Below are 23354 nucleotides of genomic sequence, written 5' to 3' on the forward strand. Positions count from 1 at the left end.
ACTGGCGACGACGCCGCACGGGCGCATCACACGTGCCCGTCCAGCACGTGGGGTCACCCGGGTCGCACGGCGCGCTGGGTCACCCGCGGCGCACCCGTGCCCGGGCTGGGCGGCCGGGCACGGCGTCGTCGCCCCCTGCACATGCCCTCCCCGCGGCGCCTCCGGACACGACGACGGGGGGGGGGGGTCCCCCGGGGGGNCTTGGCCCCGGCGAGCTCGCACGCGAAGATCTGCAACGGCACCGTGGCCAGCAGCGGCTGGAGCAGCGTGGGCGACTCGGGGACGTAGAACACGTGGTTCGCAAACTCGCGCACCGCCTCGTCCCCCTCCTCGGCGATCACGATGGTCTCGGCACCGCGCGCGCGGATCTCCTGGATGTTGGAGACCACCTTGGCGTGCAGCGAGTCACGGCCGCGCGGCGAGGGCACGATCACGATCACGGGCTGGCCCTGGTCGATCAGCGCGATCGGCCCGTGCTTGAGCTCACCGGCGGCGAAGCCCTCGGCGTGGATGTACGCGATCTCCTTGAGCTTCAGCGCGCCCTCCATGGCCACGGGGAAACCCACGTGCCGACCCAGGAAGAGCACCGAGCCGGCGTCCTCCATGCTCGAGGCGAGCGCCTTGACCTGCGGCTCCACCTCGTCCAGCACGCGCTGGATCTTGGCCGGCATGGCCTCCAGCTCCGCGAGCAGGGTGGCGATCTCGTCCTTGTACTTGTTGCCGCGCAGCTGCGCCAGGTACAGCCCCAGCAGGTACGCGGCCGTGATCTGCGCCAGGAACGCCTTCGTGGAGGCCACGGCGATCTCCGGGCCGGCGTGCGTGTAGAGCACGGCGTCCGCCTCGCGCGGGATCGTGGAGCCGTTGGTGTTGCAGATGGCCACCACCTTGGCGCCCTGCTCCTGGGCGTGGCGCACGGCCATGAGGGTGTCCATGGTCTCGCCGGACTGGGAGACGGCCACCACCAGGGTCTTCTCGTTCACGATGGGGTCCCGGTAGCGGAACTCGTGGGCCAGCTCCACCTCGGTGGGGATCCGGCACCAGTGCTCGATCGCGTAGCGCGCCACCTGGCCGGCGTAGGCCGCGGTGCCGCACGCGATCACGACGATCTTGTCGATCGAGCGCAGCACCGACTCGTCGATCTTGATCTCGTCCAGCGTGAGGCTTCCGTTCTCGTCCAGGCGCCCCAGCAGGGTGTCCCCCACGGCGGAGGGCTGGTCGTGGATCTCCTTCTCCATGAAGGAGGGGTAGCCGTCCTTCTCGGCGGCGGCGGCGTCCCACTCGATCTCGAAGGGCTTGCCCTCGGCGGGGTTGCCGTCGAAGTCGACGATCGCGTAGTCGTCCGCGGTGATGGTCACGATCTGGTCCTGACCCATCTCCACCGCACGCTTGGTGTAGTCGATGAAGCCGGAGACGTCCGAGCCCAGGAAGTTCTCGCCGTCGCCGAGCCCGATCACCAGCGGGGAGTTGCGGCGCGAGGCGACCACGCGGTCCGGGACGTCCGCGTGCACGGCCAGCAGCGTGAACGCGCCCTCCAGGCGGCGAGAGGTGTCCTGCATGGCGACGGTGAGGTCCTTGTGCTCGGGGTCCTGCGCGTCGTAGGTGCGGGCGAGCAGCACGGCGGCCACCTCGGTGTCCGTCTCGGACACGAAGGTCTCGCCCTGGGCCTGCAGCTCGCGCTTGATCTCGCTGAAGTTCTCGATGATGCCGTTGTGGATCATGGCGAGCTTGCCGCCGTCCACCACGTGCGGGTGGGCGTTGACGTCGGTGGGCCCGCCGTGCGTGGCCCACCGGGTGTGCCCGATTCCGATGTTCGACTCCGGCAGCGGGTGCTCCTCGAGCTCCTCGAGGAGGTTGCTGAGCTTGCCCGCCTTCTTGCGGTACTCCACCGTGCCGTCCGCGATGACGGCGACACCCGCGGAATCGTAACCGCGGTACTCGAGCCGGCGCAGCCCCTCGAGGATCACGTCGAGAGCGGTGTGCTGGCGGCCGTCAGCACCCTTTGAGCCCACATATCCCACAATTCCACACATGAAAATGCATTCTAGCGGAAACGTCCCCGGCCCTCCGTCCCGTGGGTCACACGGGGGCCTACACTGGTCCGAGCATGAGCACACAGCCCACTTCCCAGCGCGTCTCCCCCTTCGTGGAGCTGGACCGCCAGACCTGGTCCCGGCTCTCCACGGAGATCGACGTCCCCCTCACCGCTCAGGAGATCGAGAACCTGCGCGGTCTCGGTGACCGCCTGGACGTGGACGAGGTGCGGGAGGTCTACCTCCCCCTCTCCCGGCTGCTCACCCTCTACGACATGTCCTCCACGCAGCTCAACGCGGCCACCAACTCGTTCCTGGGCGAGCACCACGCGCGCACGCCGTTCGTGATCGGCATCGCCGGTTCCGTGGCCGCCGGCAAGTCCACCACGGCCCGAGTGCTGCGCGAGATGCTCGCGCGCTGGCCCTCCACTCCGAACGTCCAGCTCGTGACCACGGACGGTTTCCTGTACCCGAACGCAGAACTGCGCAGCCGGGGGCTGATGGACCGCAAGGGCTTCCCCGAGTCCTACGACCGGCGTGCCCTGCTGCGCTTCGTCTCGGAGATCAAGTCCGGTGCACCCGAGGTGCGCGCCCCGAAGTACTCGCACGTCACCTATGACATCCTCCCTGACGAGGAAGTCGTGGTGACCCGGCCGGACGTCGTGATCGTGGAGGGGCTGAACGTGCTCGCCCCGGCGAAGCTCGAGAGCGGAAGGCGCACGGCCCTCGCCCTGAGCGACTTCTTCGACTTCAGCATCTACGTGGACGCCCGCACGGACGACATCGAGCGCTGGTACGTAGACCGCTTCCGCGCCCTGCGCTCCTCGGCGTTCTCGGACCCCGAGTCCTACTTCCACCGCTACGCCAACCTCACGGACGACGAGGCCCGTGAGGTGGCCACGGACATCTGGCACCGCATCAACGAGCCCAACCTGGTGCAGAACGTGCGCCCCACCCGCGGACGGGCCCGGCTGATCCTCTCGAAGGACCACGACCACAAGATCCGACGGGTGCTGCTGCGCAAGAACTGAGCCCGGAGCACCGCCGTTTTCACCCGCTGCGGCCGCGGGCCTGTGATCTCCGGTATGTTCCGGGCCGTTGGCCTCATCTTTCATGCACTCGCTGGGTACTGTGAGCGCCATGATCAATGGTTTCAAAGAATTCATCATGAAGGGCAACGTGATGGATCTCGCGGTTGCCGTCATCATCGGCGCCGCCTTCGCCAAAATCGTCAACGCACTCGTGGAGAGCGTGCTCATGCCCGCGATCTCCGCGATCGTCGGCTCTCCCAACTTCGACAGCTTCGCCGTGCTCACCCTGCGCGGCAACGAGCTGAAGTTCGGCGTGCTGCTGACCGCGATCGTCAACTTCCTGCTCATCGCCGCGGCCGTGTACTTCTGCCTGGTGATGCCCATGAACAAGATGATCGAGCGCCGCAACCGCCGTCTGGGCATCGAGCCGGCCGAGGAGGCCGCCGATCCCAACGTCGTGCTTCTTACCGAGATCCGTGACGCACTGACCGCGGGTCACACCGGCACCGCGGCCCCCGGCGCCGCCACGGGTCGCCACGAGGCCCCTGGCAACTCCGCTGTCTGACCCGTCCATCCGTCCGCACGAGAAGGGCCCCGCATCCTCACGGATGCGGGGCCCTTCTCTGTCTCGTGGCACTGCCTGTCCGGTGTCGTGCGCGTCGGAATTGTCACCGGTCGCCCGGCTGCCCGACCCACGCCGGTGGGGCACGAGGTCGGGACACGAAGTTCCCCGACGTCGTGCGGCGCAGGTCTACAGGCTCAGGTTCTCCTCGACGACGGCGACCAGCGCCTCGGCCTCGCGCTGGGCCTCCTCGGCCGTTGCCGCCTCGACCATCACGCGCACCACCGGCTCGGTCCCGGAGGGACGCAGCAGCACCCGGCCCTCCTCGCCCAGCCGCTGCTCCGTCTCGGCCACGGCGTCCAGCACCGCCTGGTTGGTGCTCGTCGCGGCCTTGTCCACGTTCTTGACGTTGATCATCACCTGCGGCATGCGGGTCATGACCGTGGCGAGTTCCTGCAGGGGCATCCCGGTCTGTGCCACGCGGGAGGCAAGCATCATGCCCGTGAGCAGCCCGTCTCCCGTGGTGGCGTAGTCGGCCATGATCACGTGCCCGGACTGCTCGCCGCCCAAGTTGTAGCCGTTGGCCACCATCGACTCCAGGACGTAGCGGTCCCCCACCGAGGCGCGCACCAGGTTGATGCCCGCCTTCTCCAGGGCCAGTTGCAGACCCAGGTTGCTCATCACCGTGGCCACGAGGGTGTCCTGGTTGAGCCGCCCGGCCTCCTTCATGGCCATCGCGATGATGCACATGATCTGGTCCCCGTCCACCTCGGTGCCGGTGTGGTCGACCGCGAGGCAGCGGTCGGCGTCGCCGTCGTGGGCGATGCCCAGGTCCGCACCCAGCTCGCGGACCTTCTGCTTCAGCGGCTCGAGATGGGTGGAGCCCACGCCGTCGTTGATGTTCAGCCCGTCCGGCTCTGCACCGATCACGTGCACGGATGCGCCCGCGTCACGGAAGGCGTCCGGGGAGGCCCCTGAGGCTGCGCCGTGCGCGCAGTCAAGGACGATCGACAGCCCGTCCAGGCGGCGGGGGATCGCCCCCACGAGGTGGAGGATGTAGCGGTCCTCGGCGTCCGACAGACGCGTCACGCGTCCGACCTCCGCGCCCGTGGGCCGCAGGAAGTCCCCGGCCTCGTAGACCTGCTGGATGGCGTCCTCGACGGCGTCCGGCAGCTTCTTGCCGCCGTGGGCGAGGAACTTGATCCCGTTGTCCGGTGCCGGGTTGTGAGATGCAGAGATCATCACGCCGAAGTCGGCGTCGATGTCGCCCACGAGGTACGCGGCGGCGGGCGTCGGGAGCACGCCTGCGTCGTACACGTCCACGCCGGAGCTTGCGAGCCCCGCGGTGACCGCGGCACCCAGGAACTCGCCGCTCGCGCGTCCGTCCCGGGCCACCACCGCGGTGGGGCGGCGCCCCTCGGCCGCGTGGCGGTGGCCCAGGACGATCGCCGCGGCCTGCGACAACTGCATGGCAAGGTCTGCTGTGAGGAGGCCGTTCGCGAGACCGCGAACGCCGTCCGTTCCGAAAATTCTAGACATCGCAGATCATCCTACGGCCACTCTGGGGACAAATCCGACGCATCCCGATCAGTCCTTCCCGGGGCGGACCACCGGGAAGCCGTCGGGGTTGACGCCGTTGTCGTCAGCGAGGTCCGTGGCCCCGCCCACGATGTTGGTGTCCACCGCGCCCACGAGAGCATGGTCTTTGTTGGGGTAGTCGAACTGTGCGAGGACGTAGCGCATGGCCTCGAGCCTCGCCCGCTTCTTGTCGTTCGACTTGATCACGGTCCAGGGGGCGTCCCCCGTGTCCGTGTAGAAGAACATGGCCTCCTTGGCCTCGGTGTAGTCGTCCCACTTGTCCAGCGAGGCCACGTCCGTGGGCGAGAGCTTCCACTGGCGCACGGGGTCCGTGCGGCGCGACTGGAATCGTGCCAGCTGCTCGGCGCGGGTCACCGAGAACCAGAACTTGATCAAGTGGGTGTCCGAGTTGACCAGCATCCGCTCGAACTCCGGGGCCTGGCGCATGAACTCGTAGTACTGCTGGGACGTGCAGTAGCCCATTACCCGCTCCACACCGGCTCTGTTGTACCAGGAACGGTCCATCAGCACGATCTCCCCGCCGGAGGGCAGGTGCTTCACGTAGCGCTGGAAGTACCACTGGGTCTGCTCGATCTCCGTAGGCTTCTCGAGCGCCACCACACGCGCGCCACGGGGGTTCAGGTGCTCGGTAAAGCGCTTGATCGACCCGCCCTTGCCCGCGGCGTCCCGGCCCTCGAAGATGATCAACAGCTTCTGGCCGGTCTCCTTGATCCACAGCTGCAGCTTCAGCAGCTCGATTTGCAGGGCCCGTTTGGTGCGCTCGTACTCCTTGCGGGAGAGCTTCTCGTCGTACGGATAGCCGATCTTCCAGGCCGAGGAGCTCTCGATGCCACGGTCGTCGTGCAGCTTCTTCCCGAGCTCTGCGATCTCGTCCAGCTCCGCCGCGTAGTCCTCGACCACGGAGACCCGGTGCTGCTCCTTCGTCAGGGCGTCGTCCACGGCGGAGCGCTTACCGGTCGCGGTGCTCTCGTCCTTCGCCTTTCCGGCGTGTGCGGTGCTCTGCTTCTGGTCCAGTTGCTTGCTCATGCGGGCCCTCTCGTGACGGTGCGGTGGAAACGGCGCGGTGCTTCAACCGCGATTTTACGCCCACATCACTGCCCTGTTACCTCTGCCACACCCGCAGCAGTGGTCCAGGAGAGACAACGCAGGGCCCCGGTCCTCGGCCGAAACCGGGGAACGGGACCCTGCGTGACAACCTCCGGCCGAGGGCCGGGTGGCGTCGATCAGCGCTTGGAGTACTGCGGCGCCTTGCGCGCCTTCTTGAGGCCTGCCTTCTTGCGCTCGATGACGCGGGCGTCACGGGTGAGGAAGCCGGCCTTCTTCAGTGCCGGGCGGTTGTGCTCGGCGTCGATCTCGTTGAGGGCACGGGCCACGCCAAGGCGCAGCGCACCGGCCTGGCCGGAGGGGCCGCCGCCGCTGATGCGGGCGATGACGTCGTAGCCGCCCTGCAGCTCCAGCAGCGTGAACGGGTCGTTGACCTCCTGCTGGTGCAGCTTGTTGGGGAAGTACTCCTCCAGGCTGCGGCCGTTGACGGTCCACTTGCCGGAGCCGGGAATCAGCCGCACGCGGGCGATGGCCTGCTTGCGGCGGCCCACGGCCTGGCCGGGGACGGTCAGCGCCGGGCGCTCGGACAGTGCGGCACCCGTGGCGGACTCGGTGGACTCGGAGGTGTAGCTGGTCAGCTCCACGTCCTCGGTGATCTGCTCTTCAGTGTTCTGAGCCACGATTCTCCTTATGTGTTATTCGTTGGCCCGAATTACTGGGCGACCTGGGTGAACTCGTAGGGCTTGGGCTGCTGGGCCTGGTGCGGGTGCTCGGCGCCGGCATAGACCTTCAGCTTGGACAGCTGCTGGGCGGCCAGCTTGTTCTTGGGCAGCATGCCCTTGACGGCCTTCTCCACGGCGCGCGTGGGGTTCTTCGCGAGCAGCTCGGCGTAGCTGGTGGACTTGAGTCCGCCCGGGTAGCCGGAGTGGCGGTAGGCGCGCTTCTTCTGGAGCTTGGCGCCGGTCAGGGCCACCTTCTCCGCGTTGATGATGATGACGAAATCGCCGGTGTCCACGTGGGGGGCGAAGGTCGGCTTGTGCTTCCCGCGCAGCAGCGTTGCGGTCTGGCTGGCAAGACGACCCAGGACGACGTCGGTGGCGTCGATGACGTGCCACTGACGCTGGACGTCACCGGGCTTCGGAGTGTACGTACGCACGTTGATCTGCCTTCGTTTGTCTGCTGAAGACACGAATACTCGTGTCGATCGGTTCCGTTGTGCTTCGGGGCCCGGGTGAGATCCGGGCGGCATCCGTGCGTCCACAACCCGGTGCACCGCACGGCCCTGCGCTCTGCAACATGAGCGACCGCTGCGGGTACACGTGAACCGGGGCAGAACACGCACAACAGCATTCCATGTTACCGGATGACCGCCGGGGTTGCCACTCGGATGCGGACCCGGGTGCTGGCGCCCGGGTCACGACGTCGCGCGCCTGGCCCGCGTCAGCTCGGCGCGCTCCCGCAGGCCCTCCGGCCCCGGATACTGCACCGACTCCAGCACCAGGCCGTGGGCCGGGGCCATCACCACGCTGGCGTCCCGCTCCCGGGCCCACAGCCGCTCCCCCGGCCACCCGACGGGCTGGCGCCCCTCCCCCACACGCACCGCGGCACCCACGATGGAACGCACCATGTGGTGACAGAAGGCGTCCGCGGTCAGGGATACGGTCATCATCCCGTGCTCGTCCCGTCGCACCGATGCCCGCTGCAGCTCGCGCACGGTGGTCGCCCCCTCGCGCGGCTTGCAGTAGCTCAGGAAGTCCTGGAGCCCGAGCAGCTCGCGCACTGCCTCGTCCATGGCCGCCACGTCCAATTCCGTGTCGAGCCACCAGGCGTGGCTGCGGGTGAGCGGGTCGTGGCCCGTTACTGCATCGCAGATGCGGTACGTGTAGCCGCGGGACAGGGCGGAGAACCGGGCGTCAAAGCCGGGATCAGCCACTGCGACGTCGTTCACGACCACCGCCCCCACCACCGGCTCCCACCCCAGCTCGGCGCGGTCCCTGCCGAGCACCCGCCGCAGCGCACCGTTGAGCTTGCGGACGGCCGCGTGCTCCGGGGCGTGGGTGCCGGCCAGCCGCTGCCAGGCCTGCTCGCCGACATCCACGTGCACCGTCTGGCGCCTCGCGTGCACCCCGGTGTCCGTGCGACCGGCCACCACAGTCGTGCACGGGTGGCGGAACACCAGCTCCAGGGCGTCCTCCACCGCGGCCTGCACGCTGGGAAGCCCGGGCTGGCGCGCCCACCCCCTGAACGGGGCACCGTCGTAAGCCAGCCCCATGCGCAGCCGCACCGTGCGCGCATCCATCACGTCCGTCCTTCCACGCCGCCTGTCGGTCTCCCACGGAGACCTGCGGATACGACGACGCCGCCGCAGGAACCTGCGGCGGCGTCGTGACCGGTACCATACCGGGCAAAGAACCCGAGCTTACTCGGAGATCTTCTGGGCAGCGGCGCCGCCCGCGGGCTGGAAGCCGGCTGCCTCGGCGTTGGCCGGGGAGTCGAACCAGATCTCCGCGGTGGTCCCGGAGTACCAGCGCGAACCGGGCACGTGGTACTTCATGGAGTTGCGGTTGCCCTTGACGGCGAAGCCCTCGGGGGCCTCACCAGACTCGAGCGGAGCGTGGGAACCGGCGAACTCTGCGGCGTCCTTGTTCTGCGCAGCAACCTCGGCGGCCTCGTTGGAGCCGACGGCGGGCGCCTGCTCGTCAGCGGGGATCTCCTTGGCCTTGACGTCCTCGGCGGTGGTGTCCGCGGGAGTGTCGACCGGAGCAGCCGGGGCGGGAGCAGCCTTGGCGGTGGCGCGCTCGGCCTCCGCGACGGTCTCCTTGTTGGCCACCGGCTCCATGACCAGCTCGATGACCGCCATGGGGGCGTTGTCGCCCTTGCGGTTGCCGATCTTGGTGATGCGCGTGTAACCGCCGTCGCGGCCTTCCATGGCGGCTGCGATGCTGGTGAACAGCTCGTGGACCACGGACTTGTCGGTCAGCTGACGCATGACGCGACGGCGCGAGGCGAGGTCACCTCGCTTGGCGAACGTGATCATGCGCTCGGCCACGGGACGCAGGCGCTTGGCCTTGGTCACGGTGGTGGTGATGCGCTTGTGCTCGAACAGCTGCTGCGAGAGGTTCGAGAGGATCATGCGCTCGTGGGTCGGCCCGGCGCCGAGACGGGGTCCCTTGGTAGGGGTAGGCATAGTAGGTCTCCTGGTGTTCGGGCCCGCGCGAGCCGCTCAGCGGCCGCGGGGCACGGGAAGTGGTGTGGGCGTCAGTCGAGGTCGACGTCGAACGGGTTGTTGTTGTCGTCCTCGTCCTCGAGGGACGCCGCGTGGGCGGCGAGGTCGTAGCCGGGAGGGGAGTCCTTCAGGGCCAGGCCGAGCTCACCGAGCTTGTCCTTGACCTCGTCGATGGACTTCGCACCGAAGTTGCGGATGTCCATGAGATCCGCTTCCGAGCGCCCCACCAGTTCACCCACGCTGTGGATGCCCTCACGCTTGAGGCAGTTGTACGAGCGCACCGACAGCTCGAGGTCCTCGATCGGCAGCGCCATGTCCGCGGCAGCGGCGGCGTCCGTGGGCGAGGGCCCGATCTCGATGCCCTCGGCCGAGGAGTTCAGCTCGCGGGCGAGACCGAACAGCTCGACCAGGGTGGTGCCGGCAGAGGCCACCGCGTCACGCGGGGAGATGGCCTCCTTGGTCTCCACGTCCAGCACGAGCTTGTCGAAGTCCGTGCGCTGCTCGACACGGGTGGCCTCCACGCGGAAGGTCACCTTCAGGACGGGCGAGTAGATGGAGTCCACCGGGATCCGGCCGACCTCCGCGTCACCCGACTTGTTCTGCGACGCCGACACGTAGCCGCGGCCGCGCTCGATGGTCAGCTCGATCTCGAGCTGGCCCTTCGAGTTCAGCGTGGCGATGTGCAGCTCGGGGTTGTGGACCTCGACACCGGCCGGTGCGGAGATGTCAGCCGCCGTGACCTCGCCCGGACCCTGCTTGCGCAGCCACGCCGTGACGGGCTCGTCCTCCTCCGAGGACAGGGAGAGCTTCTTGATGTTGAGGATCAGCTCGGTGACGTCTTCCTTGACACCCTCCACCGTGGAGAACTCGTGCAGCACGCCGTCGATGCGGATGCTGGTCACGGAGGCGCCGGGGATGGAGGAGAGAAGCGTGCGGCGAAGTGAGTTGCCGAGGGTGTACCCGAAACCAGGCTCCAGCGGTTCGATCACGAACCGGGAACGGTTCTCGGCCACAGCCTCTTCCGTGAGGGTGGGGCGCTGTGCGATGAGCACTGATGTTTCCTTTCAGCGTGCCTCCGCCATATGACGCACGCAGGTGGTGGAAAACAAAATGGGTGAATGACGCGGTGAGCTGGCGAGTTCACCGCGTCGGTGCGCGGCCACCGCCGCCCGCGAGGGCAGTGGTGGCCGCGCAGACGTGTCAGACGCGACGGCGCTTCGGGGGACGGCAGCCGTTGTGGGCGGACGGGGTGACGTCCTGGATGGAGCCGACCTCCAGCCCGGTGGCCTGCAGGGCGCGGATCGCGGTCTCGCGACCGGACCCCGGGCCCTTCACGAACACATCCACCTTGCGCATCCCGTGCTCCTGCGCGCCCTTCGCGGCGGTCTCGGCAGCCTGCTGCGCGGCGAACGGGGTCGACTTGCGCGAGCCCTTGAAGCCCACGCCGCCGGCCGAGGCCCACGACAGGACCGCACCCGAGGGGTCGGTGATGGAAACGATGGTGTTGTTGAACGTGGACTTGATGTGAGCCTGACCTTGGGTCACATTCTTGTTCACCTTGCGACGCGGCTTGCGAGCGGCCGTCGCGCGAGTCTTCTGGGCCATGGATTCTCCTACAAAGATCTTCGACGTTGATCAGCCACCGGTTCGGTGGCGACCACGATTACTTCTTCTTACCGGCGACCGTGCGCTTGGGACCCTTGCGGGTACGGGCGTTGGTCTTGGTGCGCTGGCCGTGGACGGGCAGACCGCGGCGGTGGCGCAGGCCCTGGTAGCTGCCGATCTCGACCTTGCGGCGGATGTCGGCGGCCACTTCGCGGCGGAGATCGCCTTCGACCTTGTAGTTGCCTTCGATGTAGTCACGCAGCTCGACGAGCTGCGGATCGGTGAGATCCTTGACGCGCACGTCCCCGGAGATGCCAGTGGCCTCCAGGGTTTCGAGTGCACGGGTACGACCCACGCCGTAGATGTAGGTCAGCGCAACTTCCAGCCGCTTTTCACGGGGGAGGTCGACGCCTGCGAGACGAGCCATAGTGGCGGTTCTCCTTGTGTGTCCGGAGGTCTTGAACACCGCGTCCCGATCGCGTTCCGATCGGTCTCCGGCCTCCGTGCCGGGGGTTGCCGCGCCCTGGGGCGGCGGCTGCGGTGTCCGTTCTTGTCAATCCACTTGCGTGGGCGGGAGTGTTCCCGTCAGCCCTGGCGCTGCTTGTGCCGGGGGTTCTCGCAGATCACCATGACCCGGCCGTTGCGGCGGATCACCTTGCACTTGTCGCAGATCTGCTTGACGCTCGGTTGGACCTTCATCGCATTCCTTCGCGTACTAGTAATGGCGTATGCACTCGCACCACCGTGCTCGCCCGGGTCTCCCCGACCGTCCACCGTGGGCGCGGATGCTACTTGTAGCGGTAGACGATCCGGCCTCGGGAAAGGTCATAGGGGCTGAGCTCCACCACGACGCGGTCCTCGGGGAGGATCCGGATGTAGTGCTGGCGCATCTTGCCAGAGATGTGGGCGAGCACCTTGTGACCGTTGGTCAGCTCAACACGAAACGACGCATTGGGCAGTGCCTCGACCACAGTGCCTTCGATCTCGATGACTCCGTCTTTCTTGGCCATATCCTCCGCTAACTTCTCGAGGGGTCCGGTTGTCTATCCGGACGGCGGTGCCCGTACCGCTCCCCGTCCACCAGACGAACAACCCCGCACTACGAGTGGTAGCGGGGGTCGGTGTGGGTGGGCAGGGCTCGATCAGCGAGCACAAACAACCAACGCACGACACTACGCGCTCACGCTGTTTTTCGCAACCCGAGCGGCGGGCCCGCCCGCCGACCGCGCGGGACGACGACGGCGCCGGGGCCCGGGCGCCCAGGCCCCGGCGTCCAGCCCCGGGCGGACGTCGCGTCCCCCAGGGATCAGACGTCCGTGGCCAGCTGGCCGCAGGCGCCGTCGATGTCCGAGCCGCGGGTGTCCCGCACGGTGGTGGGGATGCCGTGGGCGCGCAGGCGCTCCACGAAGTTCTGCTCCACGCCGGGGCGCGAGGCCGTCCACTTGGAGCCGGGGGTCGGGTTGAGGGGGATGGGGTTCACGTGCACCCAGCCCGCGCCGCGCTTGTTCAGCTTCTCCCCCAGCAGGTCCGCGCGCCAGCCCTGGTCGTTCATGTCCCGGATCAGGGCGTACTCGATCGAGACCCGGCGGCCCGTGACGTCGTAGTAGTCCCGGGCGGCGTCGAGCGCCTCGTCCACCTTCCACCGGGTGTTGATGGGAATCAGCTCGTCGCGCAGCTCGTCGTCCGGGGCGTGCAGCGACAGCGCCAGCGTGATGGGCAGCTTCTCCCGCGTGAACTTCCGGATGCCGGGCACCAGCCCCACCGTGGACATGGTGAGCCCGCGCGCGGAGATCCCGAGGCCCTCCGGAGACGGGTCGATGATCCGGTGCACCGCGCCCATGGTGGCCTTGTAGTTGGCCAGGGCCTCCCCCATGCCCATGAAGACGATGTTGGACACCCGCTGCGGGGCCTCCTCCGGGTCCCCCACGGCGCCGTCGCGCAGGGCCCGCACGCCCTGGACCACCTGGTCCACGATCTCGGCCGCCGAGAGGTTGCGCGTGAGCCCGGACTGGCCGGTGGCGCAGAACGGGCAGTTCATCCCGCAGCCGGCCTGGGAGGAGATGCACATGGTCACGCGCTTGTCGTAGCGCATCAGCACGGACTCGACCATGGCGTTGTCGAACAGGCGGTGCACGGACTTCACGGTCATGCCCTGGTCCGCACGCAGCTGCTTCACGGTCCGCAGCAGCGGGGGCATGGCCTTGGCGACCATCTCCTCCCGCTGGTCCGCAGGGAGGTCCGTCATCGCGGCGGGATCCGACTCGAAGCGCTCGAAGTAGTGCTTCGACAGCTGCGAGGCCCGGAACGCCGGGTAGCCGGCCTCCTTCACCAGCTCCTTGCGCCCGGCCATGTCCAGGTCGGCCAGGTGCACGGGTGGCTTGCCCCGCCGTGCGGGCTTGAAGACGAGCTGGCCCGCCTCGGGGCGGGGTGTGATCTCTACGGTCTGTGCAGTCATGGGATTCCTCTGCCTGCTCTCAGGCTCTCGGGGGTGGCGGGGCCACGGGTTCTCTGGGTGGCGGATCCGGGCCGTGGCGGGCCTGGTGACGGACCCGCCTCAGGACGCGGGGACGGGAACGGGGTGGACGCCCAGCGGCTCGAGCTCGGAGGCCCCGCCGTCCTCGGCGGTCAGCACCCACACGCCCCCGCTGTGGCGGCACACGGTGTGCTCCCACTGGCTGGCGCGCGATCCGTCCTCGGTGACGACCGTCCAGTCGTCCGCCAGCACGCGGGTCTCGATTCCGCCGCGCACCAGCATGGGCTCGATCGCCAGGGCCATGCCCGTCACCAGTTTGGGCGTGCGCTGCCCCACGGCGTAGTTCGGCACGTCCGGGGCCATGTGCATCTCCGTGCCTATGCCGTGACCCACGTAGTCCTCCAGGATGCCCAGACGCGATCCGACCGTCTCGCGGACGTAGGTCTCGACCGCCAGGCCGATGTCCCCCACGTGCGTGCCTGTGGCCATCGCCGCCACGCCGCGCCACATGGCCGCACGCGTGACGTCGGAGAGCTCCAGGTCCGCGGGATCGTGGTGCTCCCCCACGAGCACTGTGCGCGCGGAGTCACCGTGCCAGCCCGCCACGATCGCGCCGCCGTCGATGGACACGACGTCACCGTCCGCGAGCACGCGCTGCCCCGGGATGCCGTGGACCACTTCGTCGTTGACGGACGTGCACACCGTCGCCGGGTAGCCGTAGTAGCCCAGGAAGTTCGACTCGGCGCCGAAGTCTTCGAGCACGGCGCGGAAGGCGCGGTCGAGGTCCGCAGTGGTGGCACCGGGCACGGCGGCGGCCACAGCGGCGTCGAGCGCCCGGGAGGTGACGACGCCGGCCCTGGCCATGAGTGCCAGCTCGGCGTCCGACTTCACTTGGATCTTGCGGCGTCCGAACACGATGCCTGGGGTCCTTCCGTGGTGGGGTGTGTGGTGAATGCCGAGCCCCCGGGCGATGCCTCGCATCGGACCGGGGGCTCGAGGTGGTGCGCGATGAGTCACGTCAGTGCGGCAGCACGCTCATGATCCGCTCGGTGACGTCGTCGATGCTGCCGAGCCCGTCCACGCGCGAGACGATGCCGCGCTGCTCGTAGACGTCGACCACGGGGGCCGTCTGCTCGTCGTAGACGTCCAGGCGGTGCCGGATGACGTCCTCGGTGTCGTCCGTACGCCCCTGGTCGCGCGCGCGGCCCAGCAGGCGGGTGACGAGCTCGTCGTTGTCCGCCGTGAGCAGCAGGACGACATCCAGGGCCACGCCGTTGGCCGCCAGGATGCGGTCGAGCTCCTCCACCTGGGCGACGGTGCGCGGGTAGCCGTCCAGCAGGAAGCCGTCCGCGACGTCCTGCTGCGCGAGCCGGTCTCGCACCATGCCGTTGGTGACGGAGTCAGGAACCAGGTTGCCGGCGTCCGTGTAGCTCTGGGCCTCCTTGCCGAGCTCCGTCTGCTGCTTGATGTTCTCGCGGAAGATGTCCCCGGTGGAGATGGCGGGCACGCCGAGTCGGTCACAGATGCGCTCAGCCTGCGTTCCCTTGCCTGCGCCTGGCGGTCCGATGATCAACATCCGGGTCATGATCTCTCCTTGCGTCAACGTGCACTTCCTCACCCATGCTACCGGCCCGACGGCGCAGCGTCCGGGGCGCGCCCCGGCTCACCGCCCGTGCGGAACGGGGGCTCAGGCGCGCAGCAGGCCTTCGTGATGGCGCTGCTGGAGCTGGGCGTCGATCTGCTTGACGGTGTCCAGACCCACGCCCACCATGATCAGCAGCGACGGGCCACCGAACGGGAAGTTCTGATTGGCACCGAACGCCACGAGCGCGATGAGCGGGATCATCGAGACGATGCCCAGGTACAGCGCACCCGGCAGCGTGATGCGGGTCAGGACATAGCGCAGGTAGGTCTCGGTGGGGCGCCCGGCACGGATACCCGGGATGAAGCCGCCGTAGCGCTTCATGTTGTCCGAGACCTCCTCCGGGTTGAACGTGATGGACACGTAGAAGTACGTGAAGGCCACGATCAGCAGGAAGTACACGGTCATGTACACGGGGTGGTCCCCGCGTGCCAGGTATGTGTTGATCCAGGTGACCCACCCCGGCACGGTGCTGCCGTCGTCGGGCATCGCGAACTGCGCGATCATGGTGGGCAGCATCAGCATGGACGAGGCGAAGATGATGGGAATCACGCCGGCCATGTTGACCTTCAGCGGGATGTAGGTGCTCGTGCCGCCGATGGTGCGCCGCCCGACCATGCGCTTGGCGTACTGCACGGGGATGCGCCGCTGCGACTGCTCCACGAAGACCACGCAGGTGATGACCACCAGCCCGATCGCGCACACGCCCAGGAAGATGCCCCAGCCGCGGGTACGCAGGATCTCGCCGAGCGCGGACGGGAAGGTGGCGGCGATGGACGTGAAGATCAGCAGGGACATGCCGTTGCCCACGCCGCGGTCCGTGATGCGCTCGCCGAGCCACATGATCACGGTGGTGCCCGCCGTCATGGTGAGGATCATGATGACCAGCACCGGCAGCGAGTCGTCCGGGATGATGGGCAGCGAGCAGTTGCCCAGCAGGTTCCCCGAGCGTGCGAGGGAGATGACGGTGGTGGCGTTGAGAGCCGCCAGGCCGATCGTGAGGTAGCGCGTGTACTGCGTGAGCTTCGTCTGGCCCTGTGCGCCCTCCTCGTGCAGCTCCTGGAATCGGGGAATGACCACCCGCAGCAACTGCACGATGATGCTCGCGGTGATGTACGGCATCACCCCGAGAGCGAAGATCGACAGCTGCAGGAGGGCCCCACCGCTGAAGAGGTTGACCAGGTCGTACGCGCCGCCGGTGGTGTTCCCGAGCGCCAGGCACTGCTGGACGTTGCCGTAGTCCACACCGGGTGCGGGGATGAACGTCCCCAGCCGGTAGATCACGATGATCCCGAGGGTGAACAGCAGCTTGTTGCGCAGCTCCGGCGTGGTGAACGCCCGTGCGAAAGCACTGAGCACAGGTCCTCCTTCAAAAGCGTGGTGGCCCGATCGGTTCCGACCCCGGGCAAGTCTAGCCAAGGACGTGCACGGGGCCGCGCCGGGCCCCGTGCGAACATCCTGGTAAAGCAGCGGGCCCCGTGCCGGGAATCCGGCACGGGGCCCGCCTCAGTTCAGGGATTCACCCTACAACCGAACGCTGGTCTGCGCTCACGCGTTCTGCGTGGACCCGCCAGCCGCAGCGATCTTCTCGGCCGCAGAGGCCGAGAACTTGTCCGCGGTGATGTTCAGGGCCACGGAGATCTCCCCGCTGCCCAGCACCTTGACGGGCTGGTTCTTGCGAACCGCGCCCTTGGCAACCAGGTCCGAGACGGTGACGGTGCCACCCTCGGGGAACAGCTCGCCCAGACGGTCCAGGTTGACCACCTGGTACTCCACGCGGAACGGGTTCTTGAACCCGCGCAGCTTGGGCAGCCGCATTTGCAGCGGCAGCTGGCCGCCGGCGAAGCCGGCCTTGACCTGGTAGCGCGCCTTGGTGCCCTTGGTACCGCGACCGGCGGTCTTGCCCTTGGACGCCTCACCGCGGCCAAGACGAGTCTTGGCCTGGTGCGAGCCGGGGGCCGGACGCAGGTGGTGGACCTTCAGAGCGTGGCGCTTGCTCTCGGTGTTCTCAGCCATGCTCAAGCCTCCTCAACCTCTACGAGATGCGACACCGTGTTGATCATGCCGGCGGTGGCCGCATCGGCCTTGCGCTCCACGACGTGGCCCGGACGCTTGAGACCGAGCGAACGCAGCGTGTCGCGCATGTTCTGCTTCTGACCGACCACGGAGCGGACCTGCTTCACGCGCAGGGTCGCGCCGGTGGCCTGGATGCGCTTTCCGTTCATCAGGCACCTGCCTTCTGGATCTCACGCAGCAGCGGCGCCGGAACAACCTCGTCCATGGGCAGCCCACGGCGGGCGGCCACGGACGCGGGCTCCTCGAGCTCACGCAGCGCCTGGATGGTCGCGTGCACGATGTTGATCTGGTTGGACGAACCGAGGGACTTGGAGAGCACGTCGTGGATGCCGGCGCACTCCAGTACGGCGCGCACCGGACCACCGGCGATCACACCGGTACCCGGGGTGGCGGGGCGCAGCATGACCACGCCGGCCGCCGCCTCACCCTGCACACGGTGCGGGATGGTGCGGTCCTCGACGCGGGGGACCCGGAAGAAGTTCTTCTTGGCCTCCTCGACACCCTTGGAGATCGCCGCCGGAACTTCCTTGGCCTTGCCGTAGCCGACGCCGACCATGCCGTTGCCGTCGCCCACGACCACGAGAGCGGTGAAGCTGAAGCGACGACCACCCTTCACGACCTTGGAGACGCGGTTGATGGTCACGACGCGCTCGAGGAACTTGTCCTTGTCGTCGTCACGACCGCCGCGGCCACCACGGCCGCCACGGTCGTTGCCACGGCCGCCGCGGTCATTGCCGCCGCGTCCGCCGCGATCGTTGCGACCGCCGCGTCCACCGCGGTTCTCCTCGGTCCCCTGACGGGACGAGGTGTTGGACTCGGCCGTCTCGTTGGAACCGGTGGTGGCTTCGCTCACCTGAGTTTCCTTCTCGTTCTTCTGCTCGCTCACAGCGCCAGACCTCCTTCACGGGCACCCTCGGCCACCGCGGCCACACGGCCGTGGTACTTGTTGCCGCCGCGGTCGAACACGACGGTCTCGATCCCCGCAGCCTTGGCGCGCTCGGCGATCAGCTCGCCGATGCGCTTGGCCTTGGCGGTCTTGTCGTCGGACGACGCACGCAGGGCGTCCTCCATGGTGGAGGCCGAGACGAGGGTGAAGCCCTTGTCGTCGTCGATCACCTGGGCGACCATGTGGCGGGTGGAACGCGTGACCACCAGGCGGGGGCGCAGCGCGGTTCCGGCGATGTGCTTGCGCACGCGGCGGTGACGCCGAGCCCGCTGAGCAGTCTTCGACTTTCCCTTGATTACGAGAGCCATGATTACTTACCAGCCTTTCCGGCCTTGCGGCGGATCTGCTCGCCGGCGTAACGAACACCCTTGCCCTTGTAGGGATCAGGCAGACGCAGGGAGCGGATCTTCGCGGCGACCTGGCCAACCTGCTGCTTGTCGATGCCGGAGACGGAGACCTTGTTGTTCCCCTCCACAGAGAGCGTGATGCCCTCCGGGGCGCTGAAGGGAACGGGGTGGCTGTAACCGAGAGCGAACTCGAGGTCCGCACCCTTGGCCTGCACACGGTAACCCGTGCCCACGATCTCCAGCTGCTTGGTGTATCCCTCGGACACACCCTGGATCATGTTGGCGATCAGGGAACGCGTGAGACCGTGCAACGAGCGGGACTCGCGCTCGTCGTTGGGACGGGACACCTGAACGGTGCCGTCCTCGACGACCACCGTGATGGGTGCCGCGACGGTCTGCGTGAGGGAGCCCTTGGGACCCTTCACCGACACCACGGAACCGTCCACGGAGACCTCCACACCGGCGGGCACAGAGATCGGGAGACGTCCAATACGTGACATGTCTTCTTCCTTTCTTCTTCTGTGCTACCGGTTACCAGACGTACGCGAGGACTTCCCCGCCCACGCCCTTCTTCCCGGCCTGCTTGTCAGTCAGCAGTCCGGAGGAGGTGGAGAGGATCGCGATGCCGAGGCCACCGAACACCTTGGGGAGGTTCGTGGACTTCGCGTACACGCGCAGCCCCGGCTTGGAGATGCGGCGGACACCGGCGATCGAGCGCTCACGGTTGGAGCCGAACTTCAGCGACAGGGTCAGCGTCTTGCCGACCCGCGCGGGTTCCTCGCTCCAGTCCGCGATGTAGCCCTCGGCCTTGAGGATCTCCGCAATCCGAGCCTTCAGCTTGGAGTACGGCATGCTCACGGTGTCGTGGTAGGCGGAGTTCGCGTTGCGCAGACGCGTCAGCATGTCTGCGACGGGATCTGTCATTGTCATGTGGGCTTCAGCCCTTCCTCGCCACGGTTTCCCTGCCGGTTGCAGCCCGCAGGGACCTTCTGGCGTCGATGGAATTAGTTGGTCTTGAACGGGAAGCCGAGTGCCTTGAGCAGCGCGCGGCCTTCGTCGTCGGTCTTGGCGGACGTGACCACGGTGATGTCCATACCGCGCACGCGATCGATCCGGTCCTGGTCGATCTCGTGGAACATGGACTGTTCCGTCAGGCCGAAGGTGTAGTTGCCGTTGCCGTCGAAATGACGGTCCGAGAGGCCGCGGAAGTCACGGATGCGCGGCAGCGCGAGCGTGACCAGGCGGTCCAGGAACTCCCACATGCGGTCGCCACGCATGGTGACATGGGCGCCGATGGGCATTCCCTCGCGCAGCTTGAACTGCGCGATGGACTTCTTGGCACGGTTGACCACGGGCTTCTGGCCGGTGATGGCGGTGAGGTCCTTGATGGCATTGTCCACCAGCTTGGAGTCCTTGGCCGCCTCGCCCAGGCCCATGTTGACCACGACCTTGACCACGCGCGGCATCTCCATGACGTTCGAGTAGCCGAACTGCTCCTGAAGGGCCGGGGCCACGGTCTCCTGGTACTTGGTCTTGAACCGGGGGGTGAACTTGGTTTCGGTCGTTTCGCTCATCACAGATCCTTGCCGGTGCTCTTGGACACGCGGACGCGCACGGTCTTCTGCTTGCCGTTGCGCTCCACGGTCTCGGTGCGGTAGCCCACACGGGTCGGCTTGCCGGTCTCGGGATCCACGAGCATCACGTTGGAGATGTGGATCGGAGCCTCGACCTTGACGAGGCCGCCGGCTTCGCCCTGGGCGTTGGCGCGCTTGTGCTTGGTCACCACGTTGACACCCTCGACCACCACGCGGGAGGTCTCGGTGTTCACGCGCAGAACCTTGCCCTGCTCGCCCTTGTTCTTGCCGGTGATGACCTGCACGAGGTCGCCGGTCTTGATCTTGAACTTCGTCATGTCAGAGCACCTCCGGAGCCAGCGAGACGATCTTCATGAACTTCTTGTCACGCAGCTCGCGGCCCACGGGGCCGAAGATGCGTGTGCCGCGGGGGTCCCCGTCGTTCTTCAAGATCACTGCGGCGTTCTCGTCGAAACGGATGTAGGAACCGTCAGGACGGCGCCTCTGCTTCTTGGTACGGACCACAACCGCCTTGACAACGTCGCCCTTCTTGACGTTGCCGCCGGGGATGGCGTCCTTGACGGTGGCGACGATGACGTCACCAATGCCTGCGTAACGGCGTCCGGATCCACCGAGCACACGGATGGTGAGAATTTCCTTCGCACCCGTGTTGTCGGCAACCCGCAGCCGCGATTCCTGCTGAATCACTGAATACTCCTGTCGTCGCGCCGGTTCTCATCCAAACCTGCTGAATGTCGAGCCTTGCGGAACGGTGGTCGTGTGAACGCTCCGCGTCACGGTGGCCCCCGTGGCCGTAGGAGGGGCCCGGGGCGTGTGCGGAGTTTGCACGCGATGGACGACCGCACGTGTTCGGGCGGATCACTCCGCCGTGCTGCTCCCCTCGGATTCGCGACCTCGCGCAGAATCAACGAGCAAGATGTGCAGCCTTCGCGGCGCCGGGCGCCGCGGAGCCGGGCCGCGGTGAACCGCGGCGGCTTGCTTCCGTCCCGCGCACTCGGGGTGCACACCGTGGGACGTGATTCTGACTCAGCAGGGTCGAAGTCAGAGTGAGAGCACACGTGCGTCAACACGCGTACCGGCCTACTCTACCGCGCTTCCGTGCGGATCACCAACCGGCCTGCCTCCGGGGAAGAGTTCCACCAGGGCGGGCACCAGTGCCTCGCGCCAGCAGGCGTAGTCGTGGCCCCCGTTGAAGCGTCGGTAGTGCACCTCGGCCGGGGTGCGGGCGAGCTCGGCGACGAACTCGTCGTGGGGCCCGGTGAGTGCCCACTCCTGCTCGCCGACCTCCAGGACGAGCCGTGTGCCGACCAGCGCTCGGGCGCCGTCGGTCGAGACCAGGGACCGCAGCGTGTCCACCGGCTGCGGCTGCCACAGGGAGGCCGACTGCGCGACGGCGGTCCCGACGGCGTCGGGGCGGCGCAGTGCGCACAGGATCGCCGAGAGCCCGCCGAGGCTCTGGCCCACCACGGCCACCCGCCGGGGATCGGATTTCCACACCAGGCGCTGAGCGAGCCACGGGAGCAGCTCGTCCGCCACCACGTCCTCGATCCCGCCTGTGTCGTCGAGCTCGGCCCACCGACGCTCCGTGCCCCCGGAGTCCAGCAGGACCAGGTGCACCGGCTGCAGGGCACCGTCGGCGACCGCGGCCCGGACGGCGGCCACGACACCGTGCTGCCACCAGACCTCTCCGTCGAAGAGCAGCACCACCGGTGCCGTGCGCGCCGAGTCGCCCGCTGCCACGCCACAGGCCGCGATCGCCACGCGGTGACCACCGGGGGCGGCGAGCCACTTCGGTCCACGTGCGGTGGGATCGGGCCGCACCGGCCACGGCGACACCGGCGCGTCCTCGAGCGCGACGACGCTGAGCCGCAGCCCCCCGCGGCCCAGGCACCACGACGGATTGCGGGGATCCGCCACTCCCCCGTCCAGGGCGGCGCGCAGGTCCACGTGGTCCGCGGCGTCACGCCAGGGTGCCGCCGCGTTCCGGCGGGCGGTGAGGAAGCAGTAGGACGCGCGCCAGCTGGTCCCCATGAGGTAGCCGATGTGCCACACATCCGTGCCGGGCAGCCGCCGCATCAGGGAGTCCTCCGGGCGGGACTCGTCCGTGAGCCTGTTGACGAACAGCAGGACCTCCGAGGCCTCGCTGTCCTCGCAGAGGAACATCACGACCTGCCGGGCCGCCCCGTCCGGACCCGGAGCCGCGTGCTCGCACAGCGGCATGCCCGCGGCCAGGGCCGCCTCCACCTCTCTGCGCGCCCTCGCCACGTCACGCGAGTCGTTCGACATGAGAGCGGCCTCCCAGGCGAGCACGGACGGACCGTCCGACCTGGGGACCGGATCCGGGCGCGGCACCTTGGGTGGGCGGCGCCGCGGACACGGCCCCACCGTGTTCTCCTGGGTCACGAGCGTGTGACCTTTCGGGTGCTGGCGTGGACCGCACGAGCGGTACCCCTGCGGCAGTGCCACGGGATCGGCCCACCTGCCCGCCGCGGCGTCGTCATGGAGATCGTCGAGAGGGGGCCCGGGTACGCCGAAGGCCCCGTCCCAGCGTGAACCGGAACGGGGCCTTCGATCGAACTCGCATCGCGAAGGTCCTACTTGGCCTTCTCGATGATCTCCACGATCCGCCAGTTCTTGTCGGCGGACAGCGGACGGGTCTCGGCAATGCGCACGAGGTCCCCGACGCCGCAGGAGTTCTGCTCGTCGTGGGCCTTCACGCGCTTGGACTTGCGCAGAACCTTGCCGTAGAGCGCGTGCTTCACGCGGTCCTCGACCTGGACCACCACGGTCTTGTCCATCTTGTCGGAGACCACGTAGCCCCGGCGGGACTTGCGGTCACCGCGCTCGGCCGCGGCCGTTTCGTTGTTGACCTGCTCGCTCACTTGGCATCACCCTCGGACTTGGCAGCCTTCTTCGAGGCCTTCTTCTCGGTCTTCTCAGCAGCCGGCGCCACGTCCTCACGGATCCCGAGCTCACGCTCGCGCAGCACGGTGTAGATCCGGGCGATGTCTCGCTTGACGGACTTCAGCTTGCCGTTGCTCTCGAGCTGGCCGGTGGCCGCCTGGAAGCGCAGGTTGAACAGCTCTTCCTTGGACTTGCGCAGCCGGTCGGTGAGGGCACCGGTGTCAAGAGCCGCGAGGTTGTCCATGTTCAGATCCTTGGATCCAATAGCCATTGA

General features: G+C 68.0%; 29 protein-coding genes and 1 pseudogene. 2 read left to right on the top strand and 28 right to left on the bottom strand.

The features are described from left to right. Positions 1-200: 200 nt before the first annotated feature. Positions 201-2030, bottom strand: a pseudogene (gene glmS / locus ABD264_RS04660) (glutamine--fructose-6-phosphate transaminase (isomerizing)); the annotation flags it as partial. 74 nt (positions 2031-2104) lie between these two features. Here glmS and coaA point away from each other — a divergent pair. Together coaA and mscL are read left to right on the top strand one after the other, a co-directional pair. Continuing rightward, positions 2105-3061 carry a type I pantothenate kinase gene (gene coaA / locus ABD264_RS04665; RefSeq protein WP_344204687.1) on the top strand — a complete coding sequence of 319 codons (957 nt, stop codon included), beginning with the start codon at positions 2105-2107 and terminating at the stop codon, positions 3059-3061. A gap of 109 nt (positions 3062-3170) precedes the next feature. Then, positions 3171-3626, top strand: coding sequence for a large conductance mechanosensitive channel protein MscL (gene mscL / locus ABD264_RS04670; protein WP_055085400.1), 456 nt, complete (start codon positions 3171-3173; stop codon positions 3624-3626). A gap of 186 nt (positions 3627-3812) precedes the next feature. Here the strand turns inward: mscL and glmM are convergent, their stop codons facing one another. The 27 genes from glmM to rpmC all read right to left on the bottom strand — a co-directional run bounded on the left by glmM (position 3813) and on the right by rpmC (position 23351). Further along, positions 3813-5162, bottom strand: coding sequence for a phosphoglucosamine mutase (glmM, locus tag ABD264_RS04675; RefSeq protein ID WP_144941809.1), 1350 nt, complete (start codon positions 5160-5162; stop codon positions 3813-3815). A gap of 48 nt (positions 5163-5210) precedes the next feature. Beyond that, positions 5211-6248, bottom strand: a complete 1038-nt coding sequence (ppk2, locus tag ABD264_RS04680; protein WP_295110647.1) for a polyphosphate kinase 2 — start codon at positions 6246-6248, stop codon at positions 5211-5213. Positions 6249-6445: 197 nt separating this feature from the next. Further along, entirely contained in the window at positions 6446-6946 is a 501-nt protein-coding gene (gene rpsI / locus ABD264_RS04685; RefSeq protein WP_144941805.1) for a 30S ribosomal protein S9, read from the bottom strand. A 32-nt stretch (positions 6947-6978) separates the two neighbouring features. After that, positions 6979-7422, bottom strand: a complete 444-nt coding sequence (rplM, locus tag ABD264_RS04690; RefSeq protein ID WP_055085393.1) for a 50S ribosomal protein L13 — start codon at positions 7420-7422, stop codon at positions 6979-6981. Positions 7423-7680: 258 nt separating this feature from the next. Continuing rightward, positions 7681-8565 (bottom strand): tRNA pseudouridine synthase A, encoded by an 885-nt coding sequence (locus ABD264_RS04695; protein WP_303105235.1) that lies wholly within the window; start codon positions 8563-8565, stop codon positions 7681-7683. 120 nt (positions 8566-8685) lie between these two features. After that, positions 8686-9453, bottom strand: a complete 768-nt coding sequence (gene rplQ / locus ABD264_RS04700) for a 50S ribosomal protein L17, sunset domain variant (protein WP_055085389.1) — start codon at positions 9451-9453, stop codon at positions 8686-8688. 71 nt (positions 9454-9524) lie between these two features. Further along, positions 9525-10544 (bottom strand): DNA-directed RNA polymerase subunit alpha, encoded by a 1020-nt coding sequence (locus ABD264_RS04705; RefSeq protein WP_055085387.1) that lies wholly within the window; start codon positions 10542-10544, stop codon positions 9525-9527. Positions 10545-10692: 148 nt separating this feature from the next. Next, on the bottom strand, positions 10693-11097 hold the full coding sequence (rpsK, locus tag ABD264_RS04710; RefSeq protein WP_094394925.1) for a 30S ribosomal protein S11: 405 nt from the start codon (positions 11095-11097) through the stop codon (positions 10693-10695). Positions 11098-11155: 58 nt separating this feature from the next. Then, positions 11156-11524 (bottom strand): 30S ribosomal protein S13, encoded by a 369-nt coding sequence (rpsM, locus tag ABD264_RS04715; protein WP_012397713.1) that lies wholly within the window; start codon positions 11522-11524, stop codon positions 11156-11158. A 158-nt stretch (positions 11525-11682) separates the two neighbouring features. Then, positions 11683-11796, bottom strand: coding sequence for a 50S ribosomal protein L36 (gene rpmJ / locus ABD264_RS04720; RefSeq protein WP_012397712.1), 114 nt, complete (start codon positions 11794-11796; stop codon positions 11683-11685). A gap of 89 nt (positions 11797-11885) precedes the next feature. Next, positions 11886-12107, bottom strand: coding sequence for a translation initiation factor IF-1 (infA, locus tag ABD264_RS04725; protein WP_012397711.1), 222 nt, complete (start codon positions 12105-12107; stop codon positions 11886-11888). 296 nt (positions 12108-12403) lie between these two features. After that, positions 12404-13552: a dual-specificity RNA methyltransferase RlmN gene (rlmN, locus tag ABD264_RS04730; RefSeq protein WP_344204697.1), complete on the bottom strand. Its 1149-nt coding sequence runs from the start codon at positions 13550-13552 to the stop codon at positions 12404-12406. A gap of 99 nt (positions 13553-13651) precedes the next feature. Next, positions 13652-14488, bottom strand: a complete 837-nt coding sequence (map, locus tag ABD264_RS04735; RefSeq protein ID WP_145010371.1) for a type I methionyl aminopeptidase — start codon at positions 14486-14488, stop codon at positions 13652-13654. A 100-nt stretch (positions 14489-14588) separates the two neighbouring features. Then, on the bottom strand, positions 14589-15155 hold the full coding sequence (locus ABD264_RS04740; protein WP_144941799.1) for an adenylate kinase: 567 nt from the start codon (positions 15153-15155) through the stop codon (positions 14589-14591). 102 nt (positions 15156-15257) lie between these two features. Beyond that, positions 15258-16571: a preprotein translocase subunit SecY gene (gene secY / locus ABD264_RS04745; RefSeq protein WP_144941797.1), complete on the bottom strand. Its 1314-nt coding sequence runs from the start codon at positions 16569-16571 to the stop codon at positions 15258-15260. Positions 16572-16760: 189 nt separating this feature from the next. After that, entirely contained in the window at positions 16761-17228 is a 468-nt protein-coding gene (gene rplO / locus ABD264_RS04750; protein WP_055085377.1) for a 50S ribosomal protein L15, read from the bottom strand. 2 nt (positions 17229-17230) lie between these two features. Further along, on the bottom strand, positions 17231-17437 hold the full coding sequence (rpmD, locus tag ABD264_RS04755) for a 50S ribosomal protein L30 (RefSeq protein WP_055085375.1): 207 nt from the start codon (positions 17435-17437) through the stop codon (positions 17231-17233). Then, on the bottom strand, positions 17437-18174 hold the full coding sequence (gene rpsE / locus ABD264_RS04760) for a 30S ribosomal protein S5 (RefSeq protein WP_144941794.1): 738 nt from the start codon (positions 18172-18174) through the stop codon (positions 17437-17439). Before rpsE ends, rpmD begins: the two co-directional genes overlap by 1 nt. Then, a complete protein-coding gene (gene rplR / locus ABD264_RS04765) occupies positions 18171-18542 on the bottom strand; it encodes a 50S ribosomal protein L18 (RefSeq protein ID WP_055085371.1) in 372 nt (123 codons plus the stop codon). Before rplR ends, rpsE begins: the two co-directional genes overlap by 4 nt. A gap of 2 nt (positions 18543-18544) precedes the next feature. Beyond that, positions 18545-19081 (bottom strand): 50S ribosomal protein L6, encoded by a 537-nt coding sequence (gene rplF, locus ABD264_RS04770; protein ID WP_055085369.1) that lies wholly within the window; start codon positions 19079-19081, stop codon positions 18545-18547. Positions 19082-19112: 31 nt separating this feature from the next. Continuing rightward, complete coding sequence (rpsH, locus tag ABD264_RS04775; protein ID WP_055085367.1) at positions 19113-19511, bottom strand: 30S ribosomal protein S8; 399 nt, start codon at positions 19509-19511, stop codon at positions 19113-19115. Positions 19512-19585: 74 nt separating this feature from the next. Beyond that, positions 19586-20155, bottom strand: coding sequence for a 50S ribosomal protein L5 (rplE, locus tag ABD264_RS04780; protein WP_144941792.1), 570 nt, complete (start codon positions 20153-20155; stop codon positions 19586-19588). Then, entirely contained in the window at positions 20155-20493 is a 339-nt protein-coding gene (rplX, locus tag ABD264_RS04785) for a 50S ribosomal protein L24 (RefSeq protein ID WP_055085364.1), read from the bottom strand. The genes rplE and rplX overlap by 1 nt, the downstream gene beginning before the upstream one ends. A gap of 1 nt (position 20494) precedes the next feature. Continuing rightward, on the bottom strand, positions 20495-20863 hold the full coding sequence (rplN, locus tag ABD264_RS04790) for a 50S ribosomal protein L14 (RefSeq protein WP_012397698.1): 369 nt from the start codon (positions 20861-20863) through the stop codon (positions 20495-20497). A 393-nt stretch (positions 20864-21256) separates the two neighbouring features. Continuing rightward, positions 21257-22462, bottom strand: coding sequence for an alpha/beta hydrolase-fold protein (locus ABD264_RS04795; RefSeq protein WP_344204703.1), 1206 nt, complete (start codon positions 22460-22462; stop codon positions 21257-21259). 308 nt (positions 22463-22770) lie between these two features. Next, positions 22771-23058, bottom strand: a complete 288-nt coding sequence (gene rpsQ, locus ABD264_RS04800) for a 30S ribosomal protein S17 (protein WP_144941788.1) — start codon at positions 23056-23058, stop codon at positions 22771-22773. Next, positions 23055-23351: a 50S ribosomal protein L29 gene (gene rpmC, locus ABD264_RS04805; RefSeq protein WP_144941786.1), complete on the bottom strand. Its 297-nt coding sequence runs from the start codon at positions 23349-23351 to the stop codon at positions 23055-23057. Before rpmC ends, rpsQ begins: the two co-directional genes overlap by 4 nt. Positions 23352-23354 lie beyond the last annotated feature (3 nt).

The sequence above is a fragment of the Kocuria salsicia genome (assembly GCF_039532055.1).
Taxonomy (GTDB): Bacteria; Actinomycetota; Actinomycetes; order Actinomycetales; family Micrococcaceae; genus Kocuria; species Kocuria salsicia.

Excerpts from the sequence above, each read along its gene's own strand:
- rplQ (WP_055085389.1), bottom strand. The coding sequence starts at position 9,453 with ATGCCTACCCCTACCAAGGGACCCCGTCTCGGCGCCGGGCCGACCCAC.
- rplR (WP_055085371.1), bottom strand. The coding sequence starts at position 18,542 with ATGGCTCTCGTAATCAAGGGAAAGTCGAAGACTGCTCAGCGGGCTCGG.
- ABD264_RS04740 (WP_144941799.1), bottom strand. The coding sequence starts at position 15,155 with ATGACCCGGATGTTGATCATCGGACCGCCAGGCGCAGGCAAGGGAACG.
- ABD264_RS04795 (WP_344204703.1), bottom strand. The coding sequence starts at position 22,462 with ATGTCGAACGACTCGCGTGACGTGGCGAGGGCGCGCAGAGAGGTGGAG.
- ABD264_RS04695 (WP_303105235.1), bottom strand. The coding sequence starts at position 8,565 with ATGGATGCGCGCACGGTGCGGCTGCGCATGGGGCTGGCTTACGACGGT.
- rlmN (WP_344204697.1), bottom strand. The coding sequence starts at position 13,552 with ATGACTGCACAGACCGTAGAGATCACACCCCGCCCCGAGGCGGGCCAG.
- rpmJ (WP_012397712.1), bottom strand. The coding sequence starts at position 11,796 with ATGAAGGTCCAACCGAGCGTCAAGCAGATCTGCGACAAGTGCAAGGTG.
- rplX (WP_055085364.1), bottom strand. The coding sequence starts at position 20,493 with ATGACGAAGTTCAAGATCAAGACCGGCGACCTCGTGCAGGTCATCACC.
- rpsK (WP_094394925.1), bottom strand. The coding sequence starts at position 11,097 with ATGGCCCAGAAGACTCGCGCGACGGCCGCTCGCAAGCCGCGTCGCAAG.
- coaA (WP_344204687.1), top strand. The coding sequence starts at position 2,105 with ATGAGCACACAGCCCACTTCCCAGCGCGTCTCCCCCTTCGTGGAGCTG.
- rplO (WP_055085377.1), bottom strand. The coding sequence starts at position 17,228 with ATGGCTGAGAACACCGAGAGCAAGCGCCACGCTCTGAAGGTCCACCAC.
- rpmD (WP_055085375.1), bottom strand. The coding sequence starts at position 17,437 with ATGAACGGAAAGCGCATCCAGGCCACCGGCGCGACCCTGCGCGTGAAG.
- rpsM (WP_012397713.1), bottom strand. The coding sequence starts at position 11,524 with ATGGCTCGTCTCGCAGGCGTCGACCTCCCCCGTGAAAAGCGGCTGGAA.
- rplE (WP_144941792.1), bottom strand. The coding sequence starts at position 20,155 with ATGAGCGAAACGACCGAAACCAAGTTCACCCCCCGGTTCAAGACCAAG.
- rplF (WP_055085369.1), bottom strand. The coding sequence starts at position 19,081 with ATGTCACGTATTGGACGTCTCCCGATCTCTGTGCCCGCCGGTGTGGAG.
- ppk2 (WP_295110647.1), bottom strand. The coding sequence starts at position 6,248 with ATGAGCAAGCAACTGGACCAGAAGCAGAGCACCGCACACGCCGGAAAG.
- mscL (WP_055085400.1), top strand. The coding sequence starts at position 3,171 with ATGATCAATGGTTTCAAAGAATTCATCATGAAGGGCAACGTGATGGAT.
- infA (WP_012397711.1), bottom strand. The coding sequence starts at position 12,107 with ATGGCCAAGAAAGACGGAGTCATCGAGATCGAAGGCACTGTGGTCGAG.
- rpmC (WP_144941786.1), bottom strand. The coding sequence starts at position 23,351 with ATGGCTATTGGATCCAAGGATCTGAACATGGACAACCTCGCGGCTCTT.
- rpsH (WP_055085367.1), bottom strand. The coding sequence starts at position 19,511 with ATGACAATGACAGATCCCGTCGCAGACATGCTGACGCGTCTGCGCAAC.
- glmM (WP_144941809.1), bottom strand. The coding sequence starts at position 5,162 with ATGTCTAGAATTTTCGGAACGGACGGCGTTCGCGGTCTCGCGAACGGC.